The sequence below is a fragment of the Nocardioides sp. InS609-2 genome (assembly GCF_023208195.1).
In the GTDB taxonomy this organism is placed as follows: Bacteria; Actinomycetota; Actinomycetes; order Propionibacteriales; family Nocardioidaceae; genus Nocardioides.
Genome location: NZ_CP060034.1, coordinates 150,989 through 177,371, shown reverse-complemented (window position 1 = coordinate 177,371; position 26,383 = coordinate 150,989). Strand labels below are relative to the sequence as shown.

General features: G+C 69.5%; 29 protein-coding genes and 1 tRNA gene. 13 read left to right on the top strand and 17 right to left on the bottom strand.

All coding sequences use genetic code 11. The annotated features are described in order from the left end of the window. The first annotated feature begins 73 nt into the window (after window positions 1-73). The 8 genes from H4Q84_RS00950 to H4Q84_RS00915 all read left to right on the top strand — a co-directional run bounded on the left by H4Q84_RS00950 (window position 74) and on the right by H4Q84_RS00915 (window position 9,159). Entirely contained in the window at window positions 74-268 is a 195-nt protein-coding gene (locus H4Q84_RS00950; protein ID WP_248581564.1) for a hypothetical protein, read from the top strand. Continuing rightward, a complete protein-coding gene (locus H4Q84_RS00945) occupies window positions 268-957 on the top strand; it encodes a nuclease-related domain-containing protein (protein WP_248581563.1) in 690 nt (229 codons plus the stop codon). The genes H4Q84_RS00950 and H4Q84_RS00945 overlap by 1 nt, the downstream gene beginning before the upstream one ends. Window positions 958-1,018: 61 nt before the next feature. Continuing rightward, window positions 1,019-5,524, top strand: a complete 4,506-nt coding sequence (locus H4Q84_RS00940) for an FtsK/SpoIIIE domain-containing protein (RefSeq protein WP_248581562.1) — start codon at window positions 1,019-1,021, stop codon at window positions 5,522-5,524. A gap of 17 nt (window positions 5,525-5,541) precedes the next feature. After that, window positions 5,542-6,264, top strand: coding sequence for a hypothetical protein (locus H4Q84_RS00935; protein WP_248581561.1), 723 nt, complete (start codon window positions 5,542-5,544; stop codon window positions 6,262-6,264). A gap of 10 nt (window positions 6,265-6,274) precedes the next feature. Further along, entirely contained in the window at window positions 6,275-6,832 is a 558-nt protein-coding gene (locus tag H4Q84_RS00930) for a sigma-70 family RNA polymerase sigma factor (protein WP_248581560.1), read from the top strand. Window positions 6,833-6,906: 74 nt separating this feature from the next. Continuing rightward, window positions 6,907-7,362: a hypothetical protein gene (locus tag H4Q84_RS00925; protein WP_248581559.1), complete on the top strand. Its 456-nt coding sequence runs from the start codon at window positions 6,907-6,909 to the stop codon at window positions 7,360-7,362. 78 nt (window positions 7,363-7,440) lie between these two features. Continuing rightward, entirely contained in the window at window positions 7,441-7,848 is a 408-nt protein-coding gene (locus H4Q84_RS00920) for a helix-turn-helix domain-containing protein (RefSeq protein WP_248581558.1), read from the top strand. 348 nt (window positions 7,849-8,196) lie between these two features. Next, the gene (locus tag H4Q84_RS00915; RefSeq protein WP_248581557.1) at window positions 8,197-9,159 is read left to right on the top strand and encodes a site-specific integrase; all 963 of its coding nucleotides are present in this window, start codon (window positions 8,197-8,199) and stop codon (window positions 9,157-9,159) included. A 220-nt stretch (window positions 9,160-9,379) separates the two neighbouring features. Here the strand turns inward: H4Q84_RS00915 and H4Q84_RS00910 are convergent. Both H4Q84_RS00910 and H4Q84_RS00905 read right to left on the bottom strand, forming a co-directional pair. Further along, window positions 9,380-9,453, bottom strand: a tRNA-Pro gene (locus H4Q84_RS00910). A gap of 63 nt (window positions 9,454-9,516) precedes the next feature. After that, a complete protein-coding gene (locus H4Q84_RS00905; protein ID WP_248581556.1) occupies window positions 9,517-10,470 on the bottom strand; it encodes a hypothetical protein in 954 nt (317 codons plus the stop codon). 196 nt (window positions 10,471-10,666) lie between these two features. Between H4Q84_RS00905 and H4Q84_RS00900 the strand changes: the two genes are divergently transcribed. Both H4Q84_RS00900 and H4Q84_RS00895 read left to right on the top strand, forming a co-directional pair. Further along, entirely contained in the window at window positions 10,667-11,335 is a 669-nt protein-coding gene (locus tag H4Q84_RS00900; RefSeq protein WP_248581555.1) for a M23 family metallopeptidase, read from the top strand. A gap of 60 nt (window positions 11,336-11,395) precedes the next feature. After that, on the top strand, window positions 11,396-11,605 hold the full coding sequence (locus tag H4Q84_RS00895) for a hypothetical protein (RefSeq protein WP_248581554.1): 210 nt from the start codon (window positions 11,396-11,398) through the stop codon (window positions 11,603-11,605). A gap of 4 nt (window positions 11,606-11,609) precedes the next feature. Here the strand turns inward: H4Q84_RS00895 and der are convergent, their stop codons facing one another. The 8 genes from der to H4Q84_RS00855 all read right to left on the bottom strand — a co-directional run bounded on the left by der (window position 11,610) and on the right by H4Q84_RS00855 (window position 18,069). After that, window positions 11,610-12,977 (bottom strand): ribosome biogenesis GTPase Der, encoded by a 1,368-nt coding sequence (der, locus tag H4Q84_RS00890; RefSeq protein ID WP_248583583.1) that lies wholly within the window; start codon window positions 12,975-12,977, stop codon window positions 11,610-11,612. 277 nt (window positions 12,978-13,254) lie between these two features. Further along, window positions 13,255-13,947: a (d)CMP kinase gene (gene cmk, locus H4Q84_RS00885; protein ID WP_248581553.1), complete on the bottom strand. Its 693-nt coding sequence runs from the start codon at window positions 13,945-13,947 to the stop codon at window positions 13,255-13,257. A 57-nt stretch (window positions 13,948-14,004) separates the two neighbouring features. Next, window positions 14,005-15,072 carry a prephenate dehydrogenase gene (locus tag H4Q84_RS00880; RefSeq protein WP_248581552.1) on the bottom strand — a complete coding sequence of 356 codons (1,068 nt, stop codon included), beginning with the start codon at window positions 15,070-15,072 and terminating at the stop codon, window positions 14,005-14,007. Beyond that, entirely contained in the window at window positions 15,069-15,464 is a 396-nt protein-coding gene (gene aroH, locus H4Q84_RS00875; RefSeq protein WP_248581551.1) for a chorismate mutase, read from the bottom strand. Before aroH ends, H4Q84_RS00880 begins: the two co-directional genes overlap by 4 nt. A gap of 72 nt (window positions 15,465-15,536) precedes the next feature. Next, window positions 15,537-15,773, bottom strand: coding sequence for a DUF3099 domain-containing protein (locus tag H4Q84_RS00870; protein ID WP_248581550.1), 237 nt, complete (start codon window positions 15,771-15,773; stop codon window positions 15,537-15,539). A gap of 23 nt (window positions 15,774-15,796) precedes the next feature. After that, window positions 15,797-16,798, bottom strand: coding sequence for a methyltransferase domain-containing protein (locus H4Q84_RS00865; RefSeq protein WP_248581549.1), 1,002 nt, complete (start codon window positions 16,796-16,798; stop codon window positions 15,797-15,799). Window positions 16,799-16,841: 43 nt separating this feature from the next. Beyond that, entirely contained in the window at window positions 16,842-17,225 is a 384-nt protein-coding gene (locus H4Q84_RS00860; RefSeq protein WP_248581548.1) for a VOC family protein, read from the bottom strand. Between the two features lie 4 nt (window positions 17,226-17,229). Further along, window positions 17,230-18,069, bottom strand: coding sequence for a helix-turn-helix domain-containing protein (locus H4Q84_RS00855; RefSeq protein WP_248581547.1), 840 nt, complete (start codon window positions 18,067-18,069; stop codon window positions 17,230-17,232). A 195-nt stretch (window positions 18,070-18,264) separates the two neighbouring features. On the opposite strand from H4Q84_RS00855, the gene H4Q84_RS00850 reads away from it, so the two are divergent. The 3 genes from H4Q84_RS00850 (at window position 18,265) to H4Q84_RS00840 (ending at window position 20,722) form a co-directional block, all read left to right on the top strand. Then, window positions 18,265-19,521, top strand: coding sequence for a globin domain-containing protein (locus H4Q84_RS00850; RefSeq protein ID WP_248581546.1), 1,257 nt, complete (start codon window positions 18,265-18,267; stop codon window positions 19,519-19,521). A gap of 490 nt (window positions 19,522-20,011) precedes the next feature. Continuing rightward, complete coding sequence (locus H4Q84_RS00845) at window positions 20,012-20,353, top strand: hypothetical protein (protein WP_248581545.1); 342 nt, start codon at window positions 20,012-20,014, stop codon at window positions 20,351-20,353. Between the two features lie 18 nt (window positions 20,354-20,371). Continuing rightward, window positions 20,372-20,722 (top strand): HNH endonuclease signature motif containing protein, encoded by a 351-nt coding sequence (locus tag H4Q84_RS00840; protein ID WP_248581544.1) that lies wholly within the window; start codon window positions 20,372-20,374, stop codon window positions 20,720-20,722. On the opposite strand, the gene H4Q84_RS00835 is transcribed toward H4Q84_RS00840, so the two are convergent. The 7 genes from H4Q84_RS00835 to H4Q84_RS00805 are packed head-to-tail and all read right to left on the bottom strand — an operon-like array spanning window position 20,691 to window position 26,119. Then, the gene (locus tag H4Q84_RS00835; protein WP_248581543.1) at window positions 20,691-21,353 is read right to left on the bottom strand and encodes a phosphatase PAP2 family protein; all 663 of its coding nucleotides are present in this window, start codon (window positions 21,351-21,353) and stop codon (window positions 20,691-20,693) included. The genes H4Q84_RS00840 and H4Q84_RS00835 overlap by 32 nt on opposite strands. 27 nt (window positions 21,354-21,380) lie before the next feature. Next, a complete protein-coding gene (locus H4Q84_RS00830) occupies window positions 21,381-22,532 on the bottom strand; it encodes a CDP-glycerol glycerophosphotransferase family protein (RefSeq protein ID WP_248581542.1) in 1,152 nt (383 codons plus the stop codon). 43 nt (window positions 22,533-22,575) lie between these two features. Beyond that, window positions 22,576-23,358, bottom strand: a complete 783-nt coding sequence (locus tag H4Q84_RS00825; protein WP_248581541.1) for a pseudouridine synthase — start codon at window positions 23,356-23,358, stop codon at window positions 22,576-22,578. After that, window positions 23,358-24,062 carry an SMC-Scp complex subunit ScpB gene (gene scpB, locus H4Q84_RS00820; RefSeq protein WP_349238394.1) on the bottom strand — a complete coding sequence of 235 codons (705 nt, stop codon included), beginning with the start codon at window positions 24,060-24,062 and terminating at the stop codon, window positions 23,358-23,360. Before scpB ends, H4Q84_RS00825 begins: the two co-directional genes overlap by 1 nt. Next, complete coding sequence (locus tag H4Q84_RS00815) at window positions 24,059-24,955, bottom strand: segregation/condensation protein A (protein WP_248581540.1); 897 nt, start codon at window positions 24,953-24,955, stop codon at window positions 24,059-24,061. The genes scpB and H4Q84_RS00815 overlap by 4 nt, the downstream gene beginning before the upstream one ends. 16 nt (window positions 24,956-24,971) lie before the next feature. Continuing rightward, window positions 24,972-25,319 carry a hypothetical protein gene (locus tag H4Q84_RS00810; protein WP_248581539.1) on the bottom strand — a complete coding sequence of 116 codons (348 nt, stop codon included), beginning with the start codon at window positions 25,317-25,319 and terminating at the stop codon, window positions 24,972-24,974. Next, window positions 25,304-26,119: a ParA family protein gene (locus H4Q84_RS00805; protein WP_248583581.1), complete on the bottom strand. Its 816-nt coding sequence runs from the start codon at window positions 26,117-26,119 to the stop codon at window positions 25,304-25,306. The genes H4Q84_RS00810 and H4Q84_RS00805 overlap by 16 nt, the downstream gene beginning before the upstream one ends. Window positions 26,120-26,383 lie beyond the last annotated feature (264 nt).

The following is a 26,383-nucleotide window of genomic DNA, read 5'->3' as shown; positions in this document are numbered from 1 at the left end:
TGCGCCCGGAAACTAGCGCGTAAGAACTAACGCTGGAGCGCTAACGACTGGCCATCTACGCATGTTGCCAGACATGGAGAACTTCCCGGGCCAGCAGCCCGACCAGCAGGGCCACAGCCGACTCCTCCGCTCCCTGGCGGCGCCGCGCGACGAGTCCGACGACGTACGCGACTACCTGCGCGGCAACGGCGCCCTGGTCATGGGCGCGATCGTCATCGGCCTGGTCCTGTACTTCTTCGCCGACGTCTTCGCGGCGGTGATCTCCTGATGTCGGACTGCCCCCGGATCATCGGTCGCGCCGGCGCCGGACTTGAGAACGCAGCCTGGGCTGTGAATGCCGATGTCGCCCGCATCGGCAAGGCAGGCGAACTCCGCTCCGCCGCGGTGCTCGACCAGCACGCCCTCCCGCACGACGGGGTCACGGTGCTGCACGACCTGCGCATCCCGATCCCGGGCTTCACCGCCAACATCGACCACGTCGTCGTCGTCGGCTCGACAGTCCACCTCCTCGACTCCAAGGTCTGGGCGCCCGGGACGTACTGGACCCTGGCCGGGGTGACCCGCCGGGGATGGAAGCGCGTTAAGCACGCCGACAAGAAGACCATGGAGATGGCCCGCGAGGCGCTCGAGCGCTACCTGGCCGGCCGCAACGTACGCGCCAAGTTCGCCACGCCCCTGCTCGTCGTCTGGCCGAGCTCGACCCGCGGCAGCCTCTCCACTCGCTGGATGGCACCGGTCGGCGCCAAGGCGATCGCCGGCGACCAGCTCGCTTCGCTCGCCGCCCGGCGGTTCAAGGCCCGCGGTCTGTGGGGCGCCAAGCCGGCCGAGCCCAACCTGGTCCATGCCCTCGCTCAGCTCGTCACCGCTCTCCCGGTGCACCGCCCAGCAGCGACCCCCGGCATAGGAGTTCCGGAACCGACCCACCTGAGGGCCACCGGCACCGACTCCTGGTGGTGAGCGACAGCCGCACATCACGAGCAGCCCACACACCAGTCACCGTCACGAAGGGACCCGCCCGATGGCCGCAACCCGGCGCCCCGCCCGCGGCAACGCGCAGCCGCAGTCGGTGTCCGCGGCGACCGCGACGGCCTTCTCCCTGCTCGGCGTCGCTCTGGCCCCGGTGGCATGGTGGTTCGGTGGCCCGGGCGCCCTGCTCATCTGGCTGTGTACGGCCGCCTCCGCCTGGACGGTCACCCCGGTGCAGTTCACCGGCGGCGTCCGCATCGACGCTCTGAAGCAGGTGCGTCGAGCGCCCCGGCGCACCATCGCTGTCGCGGTGCTCGGTGCCGCCACAGCGAGCGTCGCGGTCGGCTGGACCGTGGGCCTCTTCCTTCCGCCACCTCCGCTGCCGAGCATCGCTGAGAAGGCCTGGTACGTCATCGGAGGCCTCGCAGGCGCGGCCTCCGTCGTCGCCAGGTGGTGGGTCAAGGCGTCCCTGGGCGACTGGCGCACGGTGGTCGCTGCGCGCCTCGAGTGGGCGCCACGCTGGCAGATGCTCAAGCACGACCCTGCACCGACGCTGATCGCTCGCGACCGGATCGGCAACGCCACCGTCGACACCTTCATCGCACCCGGGCACGCCGGCGCGATGACCTTCTGGCTGCTCGGCGCCAAGATCCTTCCGACCATCGGTGCTGGTCAACGCTTGGCAGTTCTCTCCGTGCCGAACATCGACTCGCAGGGACAGCCCCAGCCCGGCACCCGGCACCCGTTGAACTTCCAGGTTGTCCGCTGGGACGCCGACGCCACCCCCGACCTGGCGTCTCTGGACGTGGATCGCGCCGAGGCGAAGCTGTTCATCCAGTGCGCGATGGTGTGGGCCACAGACGCCGGCAGCTACGCGCGCCCGATCCTCGACGAAGCCATCCAGCTCGCCTCCAGTCCGTCAGGCCCCACCGACAATGTCACGCCCGACGAGGACGCCGTCCCGGCCGTCCCGGCGACCAGCACCCGGCAGGCCTGGCTGACGACCTGGCACCTGCCGGACGGCCCGCCGATCCGGTACCTGCGTCGCCCCTTGCGTGAGGACATCGCCGCGCAGGCCGGCCAGCCCGTCATCGTCGACCATCGGCTCAACGGCCGCGGCGCTGTGTTCATCGGGGCCCTGCTCGACGGCTCGTGCGTCTTCGACCCGGGCACCGGGGTCACCGAGGAGTCGTTGCGACAGCTGGACACCGAGGACGTCTGGGTCGACCGCTGGCAGGGCGTGCTGAAGCAGGACGTGAACCCACCGACGATCGAGCACTCGACGTACGCCGAGGCGCAGTTGGTCGACGGAACGGTCGTGCACCGCCAGGCCTTCGTCACCCTCAACGGCGTAGACCCCATGGACTTCTTCGGTCAGGAAGCCAAGATCGCTAACACGCTCGGGGCCGCGCCGTACGTCGCCGTGGCGGGCTGGCCCTCCCAGGCAAGTCGTTCGGGTGAGCGGCACCCGCAGGCCTTCACCGTCTACTGGTCGACGAGCCCGGTTCCCTCGAACCCCGACCGCCTCGCACCTCCTGCCGGGTTCGGTGGAGAGGGCCGCCCGGGCCGTGCCACGTCCGTGAACCTGGACGCCCAGCGCTGGGCGCTCATCGGTCGCACCAGTCAGGCGTTCAAGGCGGCCCGGCTGGCCCAGCCCGAGGTCTACGACGTCGCGCCGCTGACCACGGGTCGTGGCAAGCACATCTGGAAGATCTCGCTGCGCCTCTACGGCGGCGTCACGTTGGCCGACGTCCGCGGAGCCTCGCAGCGGCTGCGCCAGGCCATCGGGTCGGAGTGGCTGCGCGTCGAGGCCGCGCCCGACGGCTGCATCCTGGTCGTTGGCACCTCCCCCGCCCATGTCACGCTCGCTGACCCTGACCGGGACACCCGCTACGTCGCGTCCCTGGACTGGGAGCAGGCGTTCATCGACGCCAAGGTGGTCGGTGTCGGCGGCCTGACCCCGCGGCTACTCCAGGTCGGACACCTTCCCGCCAACCAGCAGGTGCAGGTCCTCGACTTCGAGCTCCCGTCCGGGCTGACCATGGGCGACCTGCGTGCCGCTACCAAGAAGCTCGAGACGACGACCGCCAACGCCTTCGTCGAGGTTCGCCTCGATCCCGACGGCCGCGCCGATCGGTGCCGTGTCCTGGCGTGCGAGGTCAACCCGCTGCCAGAGCGGACTGGCTTCAACTTCGACGCCGTCGACGAGCTCGACGCCATCCCCTTCGCGACCGGTGTCGAGGGCGAGCCGGTCGTCTTCGACCCGAAGTCTTCACCGCACGCCCTGCTGGCCGGTGTGACCGGTGCCGGCAAGTCAGTGCTCGCCCAGGCCTACCTCTACGGCTTTGCAGTCAAGGGCGCCGACGTCTACGTCATCGACCCGGTCAAGGGCGGCGCGGACTTCCAGTTCGTCAAGCCGTACGCACGCGCCTTCGCCGACGACGCCTTCGGTGCGGCCGGCGTCATGAAGACGGTGTACGCCGAGGTCGCTCGACGCAAGGCCCTCAACGCCCAGCACGGCGTCGGCTCCTACCTCGAGCTGCCCGAACCGCCTCCACCGATCGTGGTCCTCATCGACGAGTTCACCTCGCTCATGGGCCAGTCACCGGTCCCCAAGCCCTCTGACGACCCGCAACTGGAGTTCGAGCGCGCCGTCATCATCGCCGAGAACCAGGCCCGCGCCGAGATCGGCATCTACGCCGGCAAGATGGCACGCGAAGCCCGGTCCGCCGGCGTCACGCTACTTCTGGGCACCCAGAAGCTCGCCGCGAAGATGCTCGACACCATCCCCGGCGCCTCCGACCTCAAGGACCTGACCCTCGACACTCGCCTCCCAGTGCCCGTCTCGGAACGGTTCTCGGACGGCTGGGCGGCGGCCGGCGAGCTGGTGGAGGGCGACCTGCTCTACGCCCCAGACGGATCGACTACGAGCATCCTCGGGTTCACCGAGGTCTTCACCAACAACGACATCTACGAGGTCACCTTCGACGACGGACACGTCGTGAAGGCCGGCGCCGACCACGGATGGCTGGTCTCCAGTGAGCGCACGCGCCACGAGCACTCCCGCAAGACGTACGGCCGCAAGGACGACGGGCGACCGCGTGCCGAGCGTATCGCGGAGCACGAGCGAATCCGGGACACCGCCTCGATCATCCCGACCGACCTGTACGGCACGGCCGAGCACTTGTCGCGCCTCTTCGAATGGCGCGACGAAGCCGCCGTCGTGAGGTTCGCGGCCGAGCGTGGTTTGAGCCCTTTCCAGCACAGCCCGCTGACCGGCGCAATCGAGCCACAGAAGGCGTCCGCCCGCCGCGGGTCTCCGGCCCGCATATGGCTCGTCGACGACGCGATCGACGCACTGTCGGTGACCCGCGACGTCACCACCCTTGGCGCGCACCGAGGCCAATGGCTCGCCGCCCGCGACATCGCTGAGACGATCCTCGGCCACGCCGTGACGCCGACGCGCGCCGGAAACTTCGCCACGCAGTTGAAGGCCGCCGGCTGCGCGTCCAAGCAGCCGGAGAACGAGCCGACCCTCTACAACGCGACCGAGCTCGCCGTAGCGGTCCTCGACCACCTGAAGCACCGGCTCGGCACCGACCCGCGCACCGGAGAGATTCTCGGCTTGGAGTTCGTCACCACCACCGCGGAGATGGCGAAGCAGGTCAAGGTCTGCCGCGGAACGCAGAGCAACTGGGCTGTACGCACCACCGCGCCTGTCGCGGCACCCGACACGGACGTCAACGTGGACCCGTACGTTCTGGGCGCCTGGCTCTGCGACGGGTCGCGGTCGTCGGCGATCTTCACCTCGGCAGGAGTCGCGTCATGCACAGACCGGGACGGCCTCACCGACCAGGCTCACCTCATCGGTCAGATCCAGGCAGCCGGCTACGGCGCCCACCCGCTGAAGTGCGGCGACCAGATGGTCGGAACGACGGGCCTCCTCGTCGACCTGCGTGCCGCTGGCGTCCTGAACGACAAGCACATCCCGGCCGACTACCTTCGCGGATCCCTCCAGCAGCGCCTCGCCCTGCTCCAGGGCTTCATGGACACCGACGGCTCCGTGATGGTCTCGGGCACATGCTCGCTTCCCCAGGTCAACGAGCGGCTCGCGATGCAGGCGCGCGAGCTCATCGAATCCCTCGGCATCAAGGTTGGCTACTCGACCTGGAACGCGTGCTACCTCCCCGAAGGCGCAGCCGAGAAGAAGACCACAGGGACGGTCCACCACCTGTCCTTCTCCACCGACCTGCCCGTCTTCCGCCTGCCGCGCAAGCTCGCCAAGCAGGGCGCGCCGAAGGCTGACGGCCGGACCACCCGCCGCACATCACCAGCATCGAGAAGATCGAGTCGGAGCCGACCCGCTGCATCGCGGTCGACCACCCGAGCCACCTGTTCCTCGTGGAGGGCTTCATCCCGACCCACAACACAAACCTGGCGCGCACGCTGCTCGGCAAGACGTCCTCGGGCGACCGAGCCTCCGCGCTGCGCGCATTCGACGCCGCCCCGCCACTGGAGGGAGACATCCCGCAGGGTCGCGGGCTGTGGGAGCCGCTGACATCCTAGGCGATCATCGTGCAGACCTGGTACGCCCCGCAGGCCGAGCTCGCGCAGGCCCTGGCCGAGCGGATCACGCCGCTGCCCGAGCAGGCCAAGGTCGACATGGGCCAGTTCGGGCCGCCCGAGCCCGAGGTGACCGGCGCGGTGATCGACGGCCCGACCCTTGCACGACCGCAGGCCGAGCAGGGGCCTGTGGTGATGGACCTGGGCGAGATGACCTTTAGCCTCGACGATTTCGACGACGAGGAGGAAGTGGAACAGGATGTAGACGAGGAGGCCCGTGACGCGGTGGCGTCAGCGCCCCTGGACTCGGGGCACGCCGCACCGGCCGACCCGGACAGCGTCGCGGTCGAGCACCACGTTGTGTGGGACGAGATCGACCCCGGCCCCTGGCAGCCCGCCACGTCGGTGCACGACTGGGTGGAGATCGACGCGCTGCTCGGATTCCTCGACGAGTTCCCGCATGTCACCGAGGTCACCTGGACCGAGGCTCACCTGCTGGCGGAGGACGAGATGGGGGTCCGTCACCTTGACGTGGTCGTCGACCTGCTGGACAGCCGTGGGCTGACCCTGCACGGACCCCAGGACCACCCGCACGCCGTCGTCACCGCCGAGCCAGTCGCACTGCAACGGCCGCTCGCGCTCGTCCCCGATCTGGGCCATGTTCCGGACGACGAGTTCGGACCGCTGCCCACGGTGCCCGCACACCTTCTTCCCACAGACGACCCGTTCTCATGATGAGGCACCCATGACCGCCGATGCGCTCCCCGCAGGCGACCTCGATGATGCGGCCGAGCTGCTCGACGCGCTGTGGCGCGAGCACCACGTGGGCATCCGGGCCATGGTGACCCGGATGTGCTCGGACCACCACCTGGTCGAAGACATGGTCTCGGAGACGTTTCTGCGAGCCCTTGCGGCTCAGCGCCTGGCTTCGGTCAATGGCAAGGGCCCGCACCCGAACGCCGCGGCGTGGCTCCGCGCGATCGCGCGCAACCTGGTCATCGACCACTACCGCAAGGACGCGACCAGGCAGCGGATCGCGCCTGTGACGACCGACCTCTACCCGGAGCTCCTCGCTGCCGAGGACGCCGGGATGCTCGCCGTCGACGCGCGCGACGAAGCTCGGCAGGCACTCCACTCCTTGACCGGCGACCAGCGCGAGGCTCTCGTGTGGGTCACCGTCCACGGCTACTCGTGCACCGAGGTCGGCGAGCGGCTGGGTCGCACCTCCCAGGCGGTTCGATCCCTGCGGCACAAGGCCCTGCGCAACGTGCGCACCACCATCGACCGAGGGGACGCAGCATGAGCGCCCAGCCGATCGAACCATCCCCGTCGCGTCAGGAGAGGTACCTCACCTACCTGTCGCGGCATAGGGACAGCGTGACCACCACCATCGCGCCGACCCGCCCCGTGAGTCTCCCCGTGAGCCTCGTGGTGACGCACGTCGCCGAGCGCACCCACGGCGGTCGCCGGCGCTCGGACGCCGACGAGACCGCGCTCGAGCTCGACCGTGAGGACGCAGCCGGCCGCCGCGCCGACCGGGACTCGGTCGAGACGGTGCTCGTCAACGCCGCGGACGCCGCCGAGCTTCTCGCACGCCTCTCCGACTTCTGGGATGCCGCCCCGCTGCTCGCGCACGCCGAATTCGCGCGCCTGGCCGTTGAAGAGGCCCTCCAGGGTCTCGAGGCAGCGGAGAAGTCCCTCGGGCTGGTCGACCTCGTCAACGGCAACAGACGCCGGGTGCTGGCCGAGCTCCAGCAGCGCCGCCTCGACCTCGTCGAGGCCATCGACGCTCTGGCCCTCGCGCACCGCGACAACCTCGTCTGCGGCGACTGATCACGGCCCGGCTTGACCGGGCGGGGAGCGACAGGAGATCTGCCGCACACCTCAGGTGGTGACTCGGCATAGGTCCACATGACCGAGCACACCACCGCAAAGGCCATCAAGATGTCTGCACAGATTCACGAGGTCGCCGACCCGTCCCTGCTCGTCTCCGACCCGCTGATGACCATCGACGACGCCGCCGCGTACCTGGCGATTCCGAAGTCGACCCTCTACACCTGGCGAACCCGCCGGGCCGGCTTCGGTCCCAAGGCCGTGAAGGTCGGCGGCTCGTTGCGCTACCGGCGCTCGGCGCTGAACGCCTGGATCGAGGCCAACAGCGAGGAACTCGATCTCGATGAGGGCCTCGAAGTTCTTACAGACGACGGCCAGGAACGCAACATCTCCTCCGCCCCGGTGGCGTTGCCCAGCACTCGCGGCAAGGCATCGAGCACTAGTGCGCTGCCTTCGATGACGCGCAAACGCACCCGCCGCAGCTGACACAACCGACACGAACGTCGGGCCGCCTCGTCGTGCACACCGCTGCCGGTAGCGTCCCCACCACACCACCAAGCCGCCGGCGGCGTCCTATCCCCGGCCCTCCCGCAAGGACCGCTCATGGCTCGTCCGCCACTCCCCGTCGGGACCTACGGCAACATCTGGACCCGCGAAGTCCGGCCCGGCGTCTTCCGCTCACGGACGAACTTCCGTGACACGGATGGCCTCACCCGGCTCGTCAGCGCGACCGGACGGAGCAAGGCTCATGCTGAACGAGAGCTCAAGGCTGTCCTGCTCGAGCGCGCCGCTCCGACGGGAGACCTCATCTCGGCCGAGATGAGGCTCTCCCAGATGGCCGAGATGTGGCTCGAGCTCCTCGCCAGTGAGGGAGCCATCGAAAACACCACGATCAGTGAGTACCGGCGGATCGTGGAGAACGCCATCCTGCCTGCAATCGGCGGCATCCTCGTCCGCGAAGCGCGCGCTGGTCGACTCGACAAGTTCATTCTCTCGATGCCGACAGACAGTCGTCGCAAGAAGGTGAAGGTCGTCCTTGGCATGATGTTCGATCTCGCCGTTCGCCACGACGCCTTGCCTGCCAACCCCGTGCGGGCCACGTCCAAACTGCGTCGAAGCCCCAAGCGAGTTCAGTCGCTAGCCAGCGACGAGCTCATGGCTCTTCGCCAGCTCGTTCGCATCTGGATGGACAAGCCACGGCCCGGGCCGAAGGCGACCCGGGACATGCCCGACATCATCGACCTACTCCTCGCCACGGGTGCTCGCATCGGAGAGATCCTGGCCCTCCGTTGGTCCGACGTGGACTTGGCCGCCGCACGGCCCACGGTCACCTTCTGCGGGACGATCAAGACGGAGACTGGGCTCGGGACGTACCGCAAGGATTCGACGAAGACCGCCAGGGGCATGCGTCAGCTCGTCCTGCCACCCTTCGCCGTCGAGATGCTTCTACGCCGCCGCGTTGAGGAGCCGGCCAACCTCTACAACGCGGTGTTCGCGACGAGGACTGGCACCTGGCACCAGGCCAGCAACGTTGAGCGTCGGTGGCGTCAGATTCGCTCTGGCACAAAGTTCGAGTGGGTAACGCCTCACACGTTTCGGAAGACGGTGGCCACGCTCATCGACGACGCGGCCGACGCGGACACAGCGGCGAGGGTGCTGGGCCACTCTTCGTCTGCGGTCACCGAGGCGCACTACATCAACCGGACGCACGTGGCGCCCGACATGTCGGACGCCATTCAGGCCTTCGCCGCACCGTTCGGCGACGGCGGAGGTCAGGACACGGCCGGCACCGACTAGCGTTCCACGTTTCGCCTCGTACTACCCGAGTGGGTCTCGTCTCAACGACGGGACCCACTCGTGCGTTCGGCTGCGCTTGGCCGCGACCTCCACCTCATCCCGCACCGGGCGTCGTTGCGCACGGCGGTTATCAGTGCATAAACGGTCAATAGGCCGGATATGCTCAAAAAGCAGAAGGGCCTCTCACCAACGTTTCCGCAGGTGAGAGGCCCTTTCTCGGTCGGGCTGACAGGATTTGAACCTGCGACCCCTTGACCCCCAGTCAAGTGCGCTACCAAGCTGCGCCACAGCCCGAATGCCTTCCGGGGAAGGCCGGTGGAAGATTACCGCAGCCTCGCCGACGAGACCGCATCGGGCTCACCAAACGGCGGCAGAGTCGGTCGACACCTTCAGCGGCGCCGTGTCGACCGCGACGAAGGCCGAGGCGGGGATCTGCTTGAGGTCCTCCACCAGCCGGTTCGGCCAGCGCCGGTTCTGCTCGCCCTGGAAGAACCAGGGTGACCCGTTGTCGGCCAGCACCAGACCGTAGGTCTGCATCGCCCGGATGACCTCTGCGGCATCAGCACCGTAGCCCGCGGTCGAGAAGTCAGCGTCGAGGCGGAATCGCGCACCCATCGGCGGGTAGTCGTGGCTGGACTCCGATCCGGCGTCGTGGCGAGCGGGCCAGAGGTGCCAGCGCGACGTCTTGTCGGTGGTGAACCTGATCGCGTGGTCGACGCGACGTTCGCGCACCTCGTCCCAGCGCAGCAGCCCGGGCAGGATCGGCAAGCCCGCCGCGTCGGACGACGTCCATCCGTCCGGGCGGAGCGAGTCGGAGCGCAGCGACCAGGTCGCGCCCGACCCGGCGAGCCACTTGCCGCCGCGCTTCTCGGTCGCATAGGTCTCGTACAGGCGACAGGTCTTCCGGTTCACGACAATGGCGTGCCGGTCCCCGTCGGAGCTTCGTCCGCCCTCGATCCGGGTGTCCTTGCCCAACGGATAGCGCACGCGGTCGCTCTCGCCGGCATACAGGAACTTCACCTTCACCCGCTTGTGCCCGCCACCGACGACCGTGATGGGGATGCCATAACTCGATCCGAAGTCAGGATGCAGGTCGCTGCCGGACGACAGGTGGGCGAGCCACTGGTCGCTCAGGGCATGCGTCGGGAGGTCGCGGATGTCGGCGTGCCAGTAGTTGTCTGCCGGGAACACCTCGCACGACGAGCCGGCCAGCGGGGCAGACCGCCCGTGCTCCGGGAGGGCAGCGCCCGAAGGCCCGGTCAGCAGCGCGGCCACGGCCGAGGCGATGAGGACGACGACGGTACGGCGCATCTCGGCAGGCTAGCGCGACCGGCTGCCCACCGCGCCCGGCCTGACTACGGCGAAGTGGCCCGAACGGGCCAGATCCCGGCGTTCGCCAGACCCGGGGGCTCCTCCGGCCAGAAGATTGCCCTTCAACTACTGGGGGGTAGTCATGGGATCGACGAAGGGTGGCGCGCCGCGTCACCGTCGACTGAGGGGCGCGGTGATGGCTGCAGCCATCGTCGTGGGGCTTTCGGCACCGCTCGCACTGCCGAGTGCCGCGATGGCCCAGAACGCCCCGCAGCCGGACGAGGAGACGTTCTTCGGCGCGTCGACGTCACCCAGCGGCCCCGACCTCGACCTCCTCGAGCGGCGGGTGCGGCAACGTGAACGCGCGCTGGCCTCGATCTCACGCCAGGCGGCCCGGTACGCCGTGGTGAAGGCCGAGGAGGTCTCCCGACTCGCCGCGCTGGGCTACACCGGAGCCCTGACCGACCTCACCCACGTGCTGCCGTTGGCGGGCTACTACCTCTCGGCCGGCTTCGGTCAGGCCGGCCCGCACTGGGAGTCCGGCCACACCGGGCAGGACTTCGCCGCACCACTCGGCACGACCATCGTGGCCGTCGGCGACGCCGTGGTCACCTCGGTCGGAGACGCCGGCGCCTACGGACTGCGCACCGTGCTGACGCTCGAGGACGGCACGGAGATCTGGTATTGCCACCAGCTCGTGGCACTCGTCGCACCAGGCGACAAGGTCCCGGTCGGCCAACCGATCGGCGGTCTGGGCACGAGCGGCAACAGCACCGGGGCCCACCTGCACCTCGAGGTCCGGCCGCCGGGTGCCGGTCCTGTGGATCCGATCCCGTGGCTCCAGGCGCTCGATCTCACGCCGTAGCCGCGAACTTTCACCCCGATGTAGGGGGCAGATTCGACGATGTCGGGTTAGGTTCCACCCATGACCCGGATCATCGCGCTACTCGTCATCGTCTGGCTCGTCATCGGCGCGCTCGCGGCGTACCAACGTGACTACTTCGCGGATGGTGACAGCAACTGCGCCGAAGCCAGCAACATCGCTCTGACGATCGTGGCCGGCCCGCTCAACTACCTCGGCGTCAACCCCGAGGTCGAGTGCGCCGACGTCGACGTACCCGAGCCCTCGAAGTGACCGGCTAGCGCTTGCGCTTCTCGCGCGGTCGCTGCTGTACGACGATCGGCGTGCCCACGAAGCCGAACTGCTCGCGCAGACGGCGCTCGATGTACCTCTCGTAGCCGGCGTCCAGCTTGCCGCTCGTGAACAGCACGAACGTCGGCGGCGCCGTCGACGGCTGCGTCGCGAACAGGATCTTGGGCTGCTTGCCGCTCCGCACCGGGTGCGGGTGCTCGGCGACCAGCCGGCCGAGGAAGGTGTTGAGCGCACCGGTCGAGATCCGGGTCTCCCAGCCTTCCAGCGCCTTCTCCAGCGCAGGGACGAGTCGGTCGACGTGCCAGCCGGTGCGCGCGGTGATGTTGATCCGCGGCGCCCACTGCACCTGCACCAGGTCGCGCTCGACCTCGCGCTCGAGGTAGTAGCGACGCTCCTCGTCGACCAGGTCCCACTTGTTGAACGCGATGACCAGGGCCCGGCCCGAGTCACGGATCGTCTGGATGATCCGCATGTCCTGCTCCGAGACGGTCTCGCCGCCGTCGAGGACGAGCACGGCGACCTCCGCACGGTCGATGGCCGTCGTGGTGCGCAGCGAGGCGTAGTACTCCTGACCCGACGCCTCCTTCACACGCTTGCGGATGCCGGCGGTGTCGATGAAGCGCCAGGTCACGCCGCCGAGCTCGATCAGCTCGTCGACGGGGTCGACGGTGGTGCCGGCGACGTTGTCGACGACGACCCGGTCGGACCCGGCGAGCTTGTTGAGCAGCGACGACTTGCCGACGTTGGGCTTGCCGACGATGGCGATCCGGCGGGGTCCGCCGACCTGGCCGAACTTCTCGGGCGGCGTCTCGGGCAGTGCTTCGAGTACGGCGTCGAGCATGTCGCCGGAGCCGCGGCCGTGGAGGGCGGAGACCGGGTGCGGCTCCCCCAGCCCGAGCCGCCAGAGCCCGTGGGCCTGGGCCTCGGCGCGCTGGTCGTCGACCTTGTTGGCAGCCAGCACGACCGGCTTGCCCGACTTGCGCAGGATCTTGACGACGGCCTCGTCGGAGTCGGTGATGCCGACGTTGGCGTCGACCACGAAGAGCACCGCATCCGCGAGCGTGACCGCGATCTCGGCCTGCGCCGCGATGCTCTTGGCGAGCCCGCGGGCGTCGGGATCCCAGCCGCCGGTGTCGACGACGGTGAAGGCGCGACCGTTCCAGGTGGCGTCGTAGTAGACGCGGTCCCGGGTCACCCCCGGCCGGTCCTCGACCACGGCCGCGCGCCGACCGATGATGCGGTTGACCAGCGTCGACTTCCCGACGTTGGGTCGGCCCACGATGGCCAGCACGGGCACCGGGCCCGAGTCGGCACCTGGATCCCCGTCGGACCCGGACAACTCGTATCCAGGCATGTCGTCGCTCATGATGCTCCTCGTTGGGCGAACCCCGTCGGGGGGTCCAGTTCTCGTTCGGTGGCCGGAAGAGGTCCCGGCAGTGGGCGCCCGATACGGGCAAGAGCGCGCTCCCGCGACGCGCGGATGTGCTCCAGCAGCAACGCCGAAGCAGGCAGTACGTGTTCCCGGGTGCGCGGCCGGGGTTCTGCGGCCACGCGCCACGGGAGCCGTCGCCCCCGCTGCAGGAGCGCGCGACGCGGGTGCGGGGTGGCGTCGAGGCTCGGGGTGAGGACGCTCACGCGTGCTCCCCGACCGCCTCCACCAGAGCGACAACCTGGTCGATGACCTCGTCCAGGGAGTACGGCGTGGTGTCGATGTGTGTGGCCCCGTTGGCCATCACCAGCGGAGCGGTGGCCCGGCCGGAGTCGATCTTGTCGCGCGAGAGCAGCGACTCACGGGTGGCGTCGATGTCACTGCCACCCTCTTCAGCCGCCCGGCGCTCGGCGCGGGCGGAGGAGTCGGCGGTGAGGTAGATCTTGACCTGGGCGTACGGCGCGACGACGGATCCGATGTCACGACCCTCGACGACGATGCCGCCGTCGGCGATGACCTCGCGCTGCAGGTCGAGCAGTCGGGCACGCACCGCGGGCACCGCGCTCACAGGGCTGACCGCGGAGGTCACGTCGTCGGAGCGGATGGCCAGCGAGACGTCGACGCCGGCGACCAGGATGCCCGGGCCGCTCGGGTCGGTGCCCGACATGACCTCGGGCTCCTCCGCGCGGGCGGCCACGGCGGCGGCGTCGTGGACGTCGACACCTTCACGCAGCATCCACCAGGTGATCCCGCGGAACATCGCGCCGGTGTCGAGGTACCGCAGTCCGAGCCGGGTGGCGACGCCACGCGACGTACTCGACTTGCCGGAGCCTGACGGTCCGTCGATGGCTACGACGAGGCCCATCGGACGCGTCTCGACCGGGGTGGTGCTCACGGGTGACCCATCCTCTGGCGCTGTGGAGAACGCCGGGACTCCGGCGCAGCCCGCAGCCTACCGGTGGGTGACCCAGCCTCTCGATTCCAAGGACGCGCGCAGGTGCTCCGCACGCGTCTCCTCGACCAGCAGCTCGACGAGGCCTACGGGTCGTGCCGGGTCGTGGTCGATGTGGATGTCCTCGATGTTGACCTCGCTGGCGCCCACGTCGGCGAACAGCCGGGCCAGCTCTCCGGGATGGTCGGGCACCGCGACGAAGACCGCGCGCATCGGCCGCGCCGGACCGCCGTGCTTGCCCGGGATGGCGAGGGTGCCGGCGACTCCCCGGCGCAGCACGTCGTGCAGTCCGGGCCGCTCGCCGGAGACGAGGGCGGCGATGAGGGTGTCGAGCTGCTCGCGCATCTCCCCCAGCACCCCGAGCACGGCCTGGTCGTTGGCGGAGACGATCTGCTCCCACAGCCCGGGGTCACTGCCGGCCACGCGCGTGACATCACGCAGGCCCTGGCCCGAGAGCGCGAGATGGTCAGCGGGCGCGTCGGCGAGCCGGCCGGCGACGAGCACGGCGGCCAGGTGCGGCAGGTGTGAGGTGCGGGCCACGGCCCGGTCGTGGTCGGCCGGCGACAGCCGCACGGTCGCCGCGCCGCACAGCGCGGCCAGCTCGTCGACGAGTGCCACCGCCTCGTGGCTCGAGCCTTCGTGCGGCACTACCGCCCACGGCCGGCCGTCGAACAGCGCCGAGCTGGCAGCCAGCGGGCCCGAACGTTCGCTGCCCGCCATCGGGTGCGAGCCGACGTACCGCGCAGCATCAGCGGTCTCGACCGCGGCCAGTACGACGCGCAGCGGCGCCTCCTTGACGCTGCCCACGTCGGTCACGACCGCTCCGGTGCGCTGGAGCGCCTCCGCGACCGCCTCTCCGAGGTGGTCGGGCGGCACCGCGACCACGACGAGCTGCGGCCGGTCGTCGTCGGTGCGCGGGCGGCCGGCGCCGAGCCCGGAGGCGGTGCGCAGGTGCTCGGGCGAGACGTCGGTGAGCAGGACGTCGAGCCCGGCCCTGCGACACGCGAGTGCAACCGAGGTGCCGAGGAGGCCGACGCCGACGATCTCGACGGGTCCGGTGAGCGTCACGGGGTGGTCTCGTCGTCGGGCACCGCGTGCGTGCGGGTCAGGTCGCGGCGCAGGTTGGCGGCACCGTGGAGGTAGACGTGGGTGATGTCGGCGCGCGGCAGGTCGGTCTCGACGTGCGCGAGCAGACGCACCACTCGCGGCATCGAGCCCTCGATCTCGAGCTCACGCGCACACAGGAGCGGGACGTCGGCGAAGCCCAGCTGGCGGGCGGCGTATGCGGGGAACTCCGCGACCAGGTCGGACGTGGCGGTGAAGACCACGGAGATGAAGTCGTCAGCGGTGAGGCCGTTGACGTCCATCACGTCCTGGACCATCTCGGCCACCCGGTCGAGCATGTGCTCGCGGGTGTCCACGTCCAGCTGGGTTGCTCCTCGCACTGCCCTCGTAGCCATGCGCGCAAGGCTAACGACGTCGCCCGGCCGCGCCGCAGCGCGTCTCAGCACGGGTTCCGTGGACCGGGATGCTCAGCCCTTGACGCCGTTGTTGGCCACGAAGGCGGCAATGGGCGGAATCACTGCCGCGACGGCCGACATCCCCACGGCAACTGGGACCGACCAGAGCCGGACCAGTCCCCAGGCGAGGATGATCAGCGTCAGGCACACGCCCATCAGTCCGAAGTACCAGCGCTGCCGACGCCGTTGCTGCACGCTGAGCGGCCACGGCACCTCCGTGACGGACTCGACGTGCTCGTGGTCGCGCACGCTACCAATCTACCCGCGGAGGTTCAGTCCGACTTCTGCGCGAACACCGGCTTGTCCATCCGCTGCTCCAGGTCCGCCAGCCGGAGCAGCTCTTCGCGGCTGAGCCCGGGACCGTCGCCGTCGACCGTGAGGTTCAGGAAGAACTCGTGGCCGATGGTCTCGTGGAAGAAGCACTCCCGCAGCGTGATGTAGCCGAGGTCGTGGAGGTCCTTGAGCAGCAGCCGCAGGTGGTTCGGCGAGAAGATCCAGTTGTGCACGTCGACGTACTCGTCGTTGTCGGCCAGCGCCGCGTGCTCCCTGGTCTGGTCGAGGTCGTGGATCAGCCGGTACCTGCCCTTGTGTCCTGCGGACCACGACCCCGTGCCACGGTGCCGGACCGCGTTGAGGGCGAACTCGGTCAGGGTGCCCACCGTGTGCACCCGGGGCGGGTTGAGGGAGGTGTCGATGACCCGGCCGATGGACGTGCGTTCGCGGAACCGGTCGAAGCAGTAGCGGTGGTCCGGGACGACCAGCGCGAGCACCCCGCCGTCCGCTAGGAGCGGCGTGCACTCGTTGAGGAAGTCGATCAGCGAGGTCGTGTGCTCGAGGACGTGCGAGGCCAGGACGAGGTCGAACCGCTCGTCGATCTCCTTGAGCATGGAGCCGTCGGGCGTGAGGACGTGGTCGACCTCCTCGATGTTCTCGGGGTCGTACTGCTCGAACTCCTTGTACTTGTCGACCAATCCGGCCCGGTCCAGGTAGTCCACGGTCTGGGTGTTGAAGCCGTCGCGCTTGGGAAGGATCGCGTTGTGCGCCGGGCCGATCTCGAGGAAGAGCCCGTCCCGCTTCGCGCTGGCGAAGACCATGTCGCGGCGCGTCTCGAGCCTCGACTTCTCCGGCGGTGCCGGCACCGCCGTGACAGCCGCCGGCTTCCGCTTCCTGGCGGGCGGCTCGGGCTGACGGAGAACGCGTCGCCTGACCTTGCCGAGGCGGCGCCGCACCGGGGCGGGCAGCCTGGACCTGAGCGTTCGCGCGATGTCAGCCACGGGGCCACGCTAACGAGGCCGTCCGCTGGAGCCGCAGCCAGTCTCAGGACGGCTGGTAGTTGCCGAACGACCAGTGGTTGCCCTCCGGGTCGAGCACGCTGCCACCGCGACCGCCGTAGTCCTGGTCGACCATCGCCCGCTGGACCGTCGCACCGGCCTTGACGGCCGCGTCGAAGGCCGCGTCGGGGTCGTCGCAGACGAGGTACGCCGCGCCGGGACCGGTGCCCCGGAGCGCGCCGTCGTCGCGCCGGGCGCCGAACATGATCCCCCCGCCACCGGGCCACAGCCACTCGGCGTGTACGACGACGCCCACGTCGTCCTTGTGGGTCGCGTGCTCGGTGAAGCCGACCGCCGACAGCCACGCGATCATCGCGTCGACATCGGTGAAGGCGAGTGAGTGCCAGAGTCGTACCTCGGATGCAGTCATGGCCTCACGCTCCCGCGTCCACGCCCACCACGTCTTGCACGAATGGGAACTCGTCGCGCAGCCACCGGGTGGGCGTACACCCGGCGAGCGCCTGCCATTCGCGGGTCAGGTGTGCCTGGTCGGCGTACCCGCTGGCCGTGGCAAGCTCGGCGAGCGACGGACGCCCGGCGTGTGCAGCGGCCGCGAGCCGAGACTTGCTGGCGTCGAAGCGGGCGATCCGGTGGAACTCCTTGGGCGTCACACCGGTCTCCGACCGTACCAGCGTGCCGAGGTGCCGCCGGCTCAGCCCCACGTCGTCGGCCACCCATTGCACCGTGGCTCCCCGGGTGAGCGCAGCCAACGCGTGCCCGATCTCTGCGCGCACCGACGGCGAGCCGTTCCAGGCCAGTACGGCGAGCAGTCGCCGTCGCACCAGCGCCAGCCGCGCCGGCCAGCCATGGCACTCGGCCAGCTGCTCGGGCAGGTCACGCAGAGCCGGGACCAGCTCGTCGAGGGTGACGATCTCACGCGCGACGGCTCCGGCAGGCACGCCCAGCAGGGCGCGGGCACCGAGCGGAGTCAGCGCGAGCTGCACCCCGGCCTGTCGGTCTGCGTAGTGGATCTCCGCCGGCCCGGTGTGCAGTCCCGACACGGTCGACCACCGTCGTGCGCGCGATCTGGGCACGCCTCTCCACCCGACGTCCAGCGGCTCGTCGATGGTCAGCACGAACGTCACGCTGGTCGACGGCATCCCGATGTGGACACCGGGCGCGGGCATGGCCATGTCGTAGCCGACGATGGCGACGACGTACGGCCTCAGTGCCTCGGGCACCGGCGGAGCCAGGTGGGTGGTCGGTGTGTCCACCCCACGACGGTACGCCCGTCCCCGGGCAGCGAGACCGCAGCGCAGGTCCTTTCCCAGGCTGGATGGGACCTTTGGCACTCCCCGGGGCGAGACCTCGGATGGTGCTGTGGAGGGGACATCAGTCCGACGAGGAGCAGCACCATCGCGACTCTCGGAGCTGTCGTGCCTCATCCCGACAACCCCCTCGGAGTCCCCATGCTTTCCACCAGGTCCACGCAGGTCGTCAAGGCCACCCTGCCCGTCATCGGTGCCGCCATCGGCGACATCACCCCGGTCTTCTACCAGCGGATGTTCGCCGCCCACCCCGAGCTCGAACGTGACCTGTTCAACCGAGGCAACCAGGCCCAAGGAGACCAGCAGAGCGCCCTCGCGGGTGCGATTGCCGCCTACGCCACACTCCTGGTGGCCGAGGACGGACGCGACCCCCTCGACGTGCTCGCTCGCATCGCCCACAAGCACGCCTCGCTCGGCATCACCGAGGACCAGTACCCGATCGTCCACGAGCATCTGTTCGCCGCCATCGTCGAGGTGCTGGGTGACGCGGTCACGCCCGAGGTCGCCTCCGCGTGGGACGAGGTCTACTGGCACATGGCCAGGGCGCTCGTCACGATCGAGAACGGCCTGTACGCCGAGACGGGCGTGGCGGATGGAGACGTCTGGCGCACCCTCGTCCTTCGCCGTCGTCTGCAGGAGTCGCCCGACACGGTGTCCTTCGTGCTCGGCACGCCCGACGGCAGCACGCTGCCGGAGGCCCAGCCCGGCCAGTACGTGTCGGTCCAGGTGGCGCTGCCTGACGGGGCCCGCCAGATCCGCCAGATCCGCCAGATCCGCCAGATCCGCCAGATCCGCCAGTACAGCCTCACCCACGCCCACGGGGTCAGCGAGTGGGGGATCTCGGTCAAGGCGGTGCCGGAGAGCCGCGCCGAGGACGGCGCAGTCGTGCCGGCCGGTGAGGTGTCGAACTTCCTGCACCACAATCTCTTCGAGGGCGACGAGATCAGGGTTTCGGCTCCGTTCGGCGAGCTGGTCCTCCAGGACTCCGAGACGCCGCTGGTGCTGATCTCCGCCGGCATCGGCATCACCCCGATCATCGGCATCCTCCACTACCTCGTCGGCACCGGTTCGACGCGCGAAGTACTGGTGCTGCACGCCGACCGTTCGCCAGCCCGGCACGCCCACCGCCAGGAGCTGAAGGAGCTCGTGGAGGCGCTGCCCGCGGGAACACTCCACCGGTGGTACGAGGACCTCGGCGTCCGCCCGACCCGCGGCGCCCTGCGGGTCGGCCGGGTCGACATCGGGACCGTGGCGATCCCGGTAGAAGCGAAGATCTACCTGTGCGGTCCACTGCCCTTCATGGAGTCCGTGCATCGCAGCCTGATCGAGCAGCACATCGCCGAGGCGGACATCCGCTACGAGGTATTCGGGCCGGACAAGTGGCTGGCCTCGGCCTGAGCCACGCTCCCCTCCCACCGGGACGCGTCCGGCGTCGCGACACGGTGGACTGTCTGCACGTCCCCACCTCGGGGGCGGGGGTTCGAGCCCGGCTGCCGATATCCGGCCAGTTGGGGGTGCGTCAACCGACGTTGGTCGGCCGCTACGGCTCCGACGAGGACGAGACGTACCTGACCCGGCAGACGGAGATCACGCCGCCCGGGTGATGTCGACCCTGGCCGGGGTGCTGGGCGACGTACGCTTTCGCGGGCGATCGGCACCAGCTGGTCTAGCAGGCGACGCGCGGGCGGTAGACCGCCTGTGGGTGGGAGTGGTGGCGCCGGCAGGGTCAGGAGACCGTGGACACGGCCGCCGCCGACTACGGACCGGACATCATGCCGACCGTGCTGCGTGCCTCGGCATCCGACAGATCCATCGGACGGACGGGCCCACCGGTTGCCATGACTCCCGGGCGTAGGCTCCACGTTTCCGAACACACCAGGGGTGCGACATGACGGCGAGCCGATCTGCTCGTGAGAGGAAGGCCGCCGCAGAGGCCGGCCATCTGGCGAAGCTGAAGATCGACGTCGGTCGGGACAAGCAGTTCGTCTACAAGATCAGCTGCTCGGCGTGCGTCACCAGGGGCACGCTCAACTGGTCGGCGTACCGCCCCGGGGACGACAACGGCTTCATGGCGTCGATGGACAGGTGGATCTTCCACCTGATCGAGAAGCACCCGGAGGACGATGCGCCGTGCCTGGCCTTCTTGCCGGCTGCCCAGCAGCGCTTGCAGGAGCGGCGCGAGAAGCAGGAAGCCGATCCCGCTGGCCTGTCGCCCACCATCGAGGCCTGACCCACCTACGCTGCTGCGATGGCGGTCAACCGAAGTCGGAAGAGCAGGATCGCCCGCAGACGCAAGCGCCGGATGGACAGCGTCGAGCACGACCTCAGCGACGAGCAGTGGACCGCGTTGAAGGCCGCCTGGGGTGGCTGTGCCTACTGCGGCGCGTCGGACAGGCCCCTTCAGCGTGACTGCGTCCTGGCCCTCTCCCGTGGGGGGCGCTACACCCTCGACAACATCGCCCCGGCCTGCGGCTCCTGCAACGCCAGCAAGTGCAACGACGAGGTCACCGCCTGGCTGCGGCGCAAAAGACTCGACGAGCGGGCCTTCCTGGTGCGCCAGCACGAGATCAACCAGGCGCTCGCGCTGCGGTTCCCGTGAGCAGCACCCTGGCCACGACCGTCAGCCACGCTGTCATGGCCAGCAGGCTTGTCAGCACGTCGGTCGGGTGGTGGGCACCCTGGTACAGCCGGGCGACTGCGACCAGGACCGGCATGACGAGCAGCGCCCAGATCCAGGGACGCGTGCGCGGCCTGAGGTAGCCGACCAGCAGCGCGGTGCCGCCGTACACAGCGACCGCGGTGGCGACGTGCCCCGACGGGAAGCTGTGGTCCGGCACCAGACCGGGGTCAAGGATCGGCACGGGTGGCCGGTCCCGGGTGATCAGCTGGGTAGCTACCAGGTAGAAGCCGAAGTTCCCGGCCATCAGGACGACGACGAAGATCGCCGGGCGGAGGGAGTGTTGCCACAGCGACACCGCCACAGCAACGGCCAACGCCAGCCCGATGCCGACCCAGGTGTCACCGAGGAGCCTGCCGACGTCGGCGATCCTGCCCAGGTCACCGGTTCGCTCAGCGGTGAACCATCGCGCAGCATCATCGTCCCAGACACCGATGCTCGGCTCGAGGGAGTGGGTCAGCAGCCAGCCGACAGCGAGAACGGCGGCCAGGATGACGCCCCACCCGACGGCCACAGTTGCGGCAGCGTCGCGCTCCGCTCTCGTGACCGTCACGGGGGCAGCGTTGCACAGGCCAGGCCATTACGCCGTGATTGCTGCCCCTTCTCCGTCCAGGGACGGCGCTGCGCGCAGCAGCCGGTCCCTGAGAGTCGCCAGCTCGGACACGGCGTCCAGGAACCGGCCGGTGCTCTCGCCGATCTGGAGGTCGTCGAAGTAGTAGTGGCGCATGGCCAACCGGGCGAGGTGGTGCACGTCGTTCTCGAGGCGGGAGGCGATGAGCGCGGTCAGGTCTGCCACGTCGACGTCGTCGATCACGTCGGCACAGCGACTCACCGGGACCTCCTGCCGGAGCCGCTCGGCGTCGTGGTGCCGGTCGGTGACGAAGATGGGCCTCTCGGTACGCAGGTACAGCCAGTCGAGTCCGACCGAGGACACATCGGTGACCATCACGTCGCAGTTGGGCATCACCGCGAGGATGTCGCCGGCTGTGATGGCCTCGTGGCCGGCAGCAGGCTCGCGCCTGACGGCTGCGCCCACCAGCGTGAGGATGTCGTGCTGCGCCTCACGCACCGCCGGCGTCACGCTGGTGGCCAACTTGGGATGCGGTTTGTAGACGAGGCGCACGTCGGGGACATCCAGGATCGCGCGGACGATGTCGGCACCGATCGTGTCGACAGACGTGTAGTCGTTGTACTCCGCGTCGCCCTCCCACGTCGGCGCGTACAGGACGGTCCGTCGCGGGCTCGGCGCCAGGCACGAGATCGGATGCAGGTCCAGCGGTGGCCGCCCGGTGCGCACGAGGCGACTGGTGTCGAACTCCAGCAGACCGGCGACGTGCCGCTGGACTGCCGCCTCCCCCGCCACGAACACCCGGTCGTAGGCCTTGGCGTTGTTGCTCGCCATGCTCTGCTTGTCGCTCTCACCGTGGTTGATGTGCACGTGCAGGGAACGACCGTCGAGCAGCGACTGGAAGTTGAGTATCGAGTTGTTGCAGTAGAGGACGACCTTGGCGTCGAGCTCGGCGTAGAGGGCCGTCAGCTCGGGGAACGACTCGGCCGTGAAGACCGGCACCGACGTCCTGCCCGCCAGCACGACGGCCGACTTCGGGTCGCGTACGACGATGCCCACAGGATGGGTCTCGTGGAGCAGGTCGAGGACGGGAAGCCACTGGATCAGTTGGTAGGTCCGCGTGGGGTCGTCCGCGAAGTACGCGACGACGGAGACCTGGTTCATGCCACGATTCTATTCGGCCGGTCCAGCCGGTCTGACCGGAACCTCAGAGCTGGGCGGTGTCGAGCAACGACCCGAGCTCGTCGGTCGTCAGGTGCCGCAGATCGCCGGTCTTCAGCCCGGTGAGGTCGACCGGGCCGAAGCGCGTGCGGGTGAGGCGGCGTACGGGATGGCCGACGTGTTCGAGGAGGCGCCGCACGATCCGGTTGCGGCCCTCGTGGATCACCAGCTCGACGATCGTGCGGCCCTGGGCGTCACCCTGTCCGGCCTGGATCACCTTCACGCGCGAGACCGCGATGGGTCCGTCTTCCAGCGTCACGCCCCTGCGGAGGTCGGCGAGCGTGGCCTTGCTGACGTCACCGTCGACCTCCGCGACGTAGGTCTTGTCGACCTCGTGCGACGGGTGCGCCATCTGGTGCGCGAAGTCGCCGTCGTTGGTGAGCAGGATCAGGCCCGCGGTGTCGGTGTCGAGGCGGCCGACGTGGAAGAGCCGCTCCGGACGGTCGGAGACGAGGTCGGCGAGAGTACGACGACCCTCGGGGTCCGACATCGTCGAGACGACACCCCGCGGCTTGTTGAGCACGAGGTAGACGTGTGCCGAGATCGGTGGCAGCCGCTTGCCGTCGACCCTGATCACGGCGGTGCGCGGATCGACCTTGGTGCCGAGCCGGGTGACGATCTCGCCGTCCACCTCGACCAGCCCCTCGAGCATCAGCTCCTCGCACTTACGGCGCGAGGCGACCCCGGACTGGGCCAGCAGCTTCTGGAGCCGGATCAGGCCGTCGTCATCGGTCTGGATCCCGTTGGGGTCGTCCTGGTCGCTCACCATCAGCCGATCTCGGTGCCGGCGTCGGGCTCGGTGCCCTCACCACTGTGCGGGGCCGGGTGACCGTGGGCGGGCTCTGCGGCCGGCTCGGGGGCAGCCTCGGGCTCGTGCGAGCCACCCGCCATCGCCATCAGCTCGTCCTCGAGGTCGTCCATGTCGGGAAGGTACGGCGCCAGCTCGGGCAGCTCCTCGATCGAGCTGATGCCGATGCGCTCGAGGAAGTAGGCCGAGGTCCGGTAGAGGTTGGCGCCGGTCTCGTGGTCCTGGCCGCACTCCTCGACGAGACCACGGGTGAGCAGGGTGCGCATGACGCCGTCGACGTTGACGCCACGGACTGCCGAGACCCGGGCGCGCGAGATCGGCTGCTTGTAGGCGACGACCGCGAGGGTCTCGAGGGCGGCCTGGGTGAGCCGGGCCTGCTGGCCGTCAAGCACGAACGTCTCAACCACGCCGGCGTAGGCGTCGCGCGTGTAGAAGCGCCACCCCCCGGCCACGGCACGCAGCTCGAAGCCACGCCCCTGCTCGTCGTACTCGCGGGACAGGTCGGTGAGCGCGGCCTCGACCGCTTCGACGGGGTGGCCGACGGCGGATGCCAGCACGACCTCGTCGAGGGCCTGGTCGGCGACCATCAAGATGGCCTCGAGCGAGGGCCGCAGCTCGGCCATCTCGACATCGAGGGTCCCGGGGGTGGTGACGTCCTGGCTCACTGCTGCTCCTCATCTGGGTCGGGCTCGGTCGCCGCGGGCAGCGGGATGTCGTCCTCGGGTGGCGCACCGTCGAACTCGTCGACGATCTCGATGTCGCCCTCCTCGGTGCCGGTCCAGCGCACGCTCAGCTCCCCGAGCGGGGTGACCTGGTCGAAGGACACCGCCCCCTCACGGAACAGCTCGAGCAGCGACAGGAAGCGCGCCACGGTGGTGAGCCGGTCGGGCGAGTCTCCGCACAGCGAGCGGAAGGTCATGATGCCGCCGCGGCGCAGCCGGTCGACGATCAGGGCGGCCTGCTCGCGCACGCTGACCTTGGCGGCATGGATGTGGTGGAGCGACACCTCGAGCACTGGCTTGGGCTCCATCGCCCGCGCCGCCAGCTGCGCGAACTGCTCCAGACCGATGCCGATCAGCACCTCGGGCAGCAAGCTGGCGAACCGGTCCTCCAGCCCCACCGCACGCGCGTGACGCCGCGACTCCTCGGCCAGCCGGGTCTCGAGCACGCGCGCGACCTGCTTGAAAGCCCGGTACTGCATGAGGCGGGCGAACAACAGGTCGCGGGCCTCCAGCAGGGCGAGGTCCTCCTCGTCCTCGACGTCGCCCTGCGGCAGCAGCCGCGCGGCCTTGAGGTCGAGAAGGGTCGCGGCGACGAGCAGGAAGGACGTCGTCTGCTCGAGCTCCCACGTCGGGCCGGCGGCCTTCACGTGGGCGATGAACTCGTCGGTGACGCGCGAGAGCGACACCTCGGTGATGTCGAGCTTGTGCTTCGAGATCAGGCTCAGCAGCAGGTCGAACGGGCCTTCGAAGTTGTCGAGCCGGACCTCGAACCCGGCCGACGCGGCAGCGGCGGCGTCCGGGTCGGCGGTGGCGAGCCCAGTGTCCAGCACAGTCATCGACGCTTCGAGCTCGTCACTGCTCGCTCAGCCGTTGCACCAGCGCACTGTCGTCGCCGTGTGCCTCGAAGTCGGCCAGGATCAGCGAGATCGCCTCGCGGACCAGCCGGCCACGGTCGACCGCCAGCCCGTGGGTACGGCGCAGTGAGAGGCGCGTGTGCTCGATGTCGACCAGCTCGTCGGAGGTGACGTAGACCGTCATCTTCTCGTCGTGGCGCACCCGGCCACTCGGCTTGCGCGGTCCAGCATCAACTTCGTCGACACGGTCGGGACTGGTGTCGGGCACGGCCCGGACGGACTTCTCCCCCTCCGCGGTGGGGCGGAAGAGGTCGTCGGCCCGGGGCAGGCTCACCCGTCGAGCCACCGGGCCAGCACCTCCCGCGCGAGCATGCGGTAGTGGTCGGCACCGGTCGAGCCGGACGCGTATGAGGTGATCGGCTCGCCGGCCACGGTCGCGTCGGAGAACTTCACGGTGCGCCGGATGACGGTGTGGAAGACGACGTCGCCCCAGGCGTGCACGAGCCGGTCCATGACCTCGCGGCTGTGGAGGGTGCGGCCGTCGAACATGGTGCCGAGCACGCCGTCGATCTCGAGCTTGGGGTTGAGGCGCTCGCGCACCTTGTCGATGGTGGTCTTGAGCAGGGCGACGCCCCGCAGCGCGAAGTACTCGCACTCCAGCGGCACGATCACGCCGTCGGACGCGGTCAGTGCGTTGACGGTGAGCAGGCCCAGGGAGGGCTGGCAGTCGATCAGGATGACGTCGTACTTCTCGATCGCCGGCGCCAGCACCCGCTGCAGCGTCTGCTCGCGAGCAACCTCGTGCACCAGCTGCACCTCGGCGGCCGACAGGTCGATGTTGGAGGGCAGCAGGTCCATCCCTGGGACACCCGAGGGCACCACGACCTCCTCGATGGCGACGTCGCGCTGCATCAGGAGGTTGTAGATGGTCAGGTCCATCTCGTGGGGGTTGAGGCCCAGGCCGACCGAGAGCGAGCCCTGAGGGTCGAAGTCGACGAGCAGCACCTTGCGGCCCTGCTCGGCGAGCGCCGCACCCAGGTTGATGGTGGTCGTGGTCTTGCCGACGCCACCCTTCTGGTTGCACATGGAGACGACCCGCGCGTTGCCGTGGGTCGTGAGCGCGGCAGGCTCGGGGAACTCCGGCATCGGACGCCCGGTGGGGCCCAGCTCGATGACTGGTGCCACCGCCGGCTCGGTCACCTGATGGGGGCGGGCGAACGGGATCGGGTCGCTCACGGGGGTGTCAGCTCCAGCAGAGGTTTGGGAGTTCGGAGGTCGAAGCAACGGCGGCATCTCGGATGCACTGCTGCCCTGACCGGGAAACCCAGCGTACGACCCGTCACCGCTCATCTTGTGTACCTCTCGTTGTTGCACCCGACATGTCGACACGGCGACTTGACGCCCTGTCTC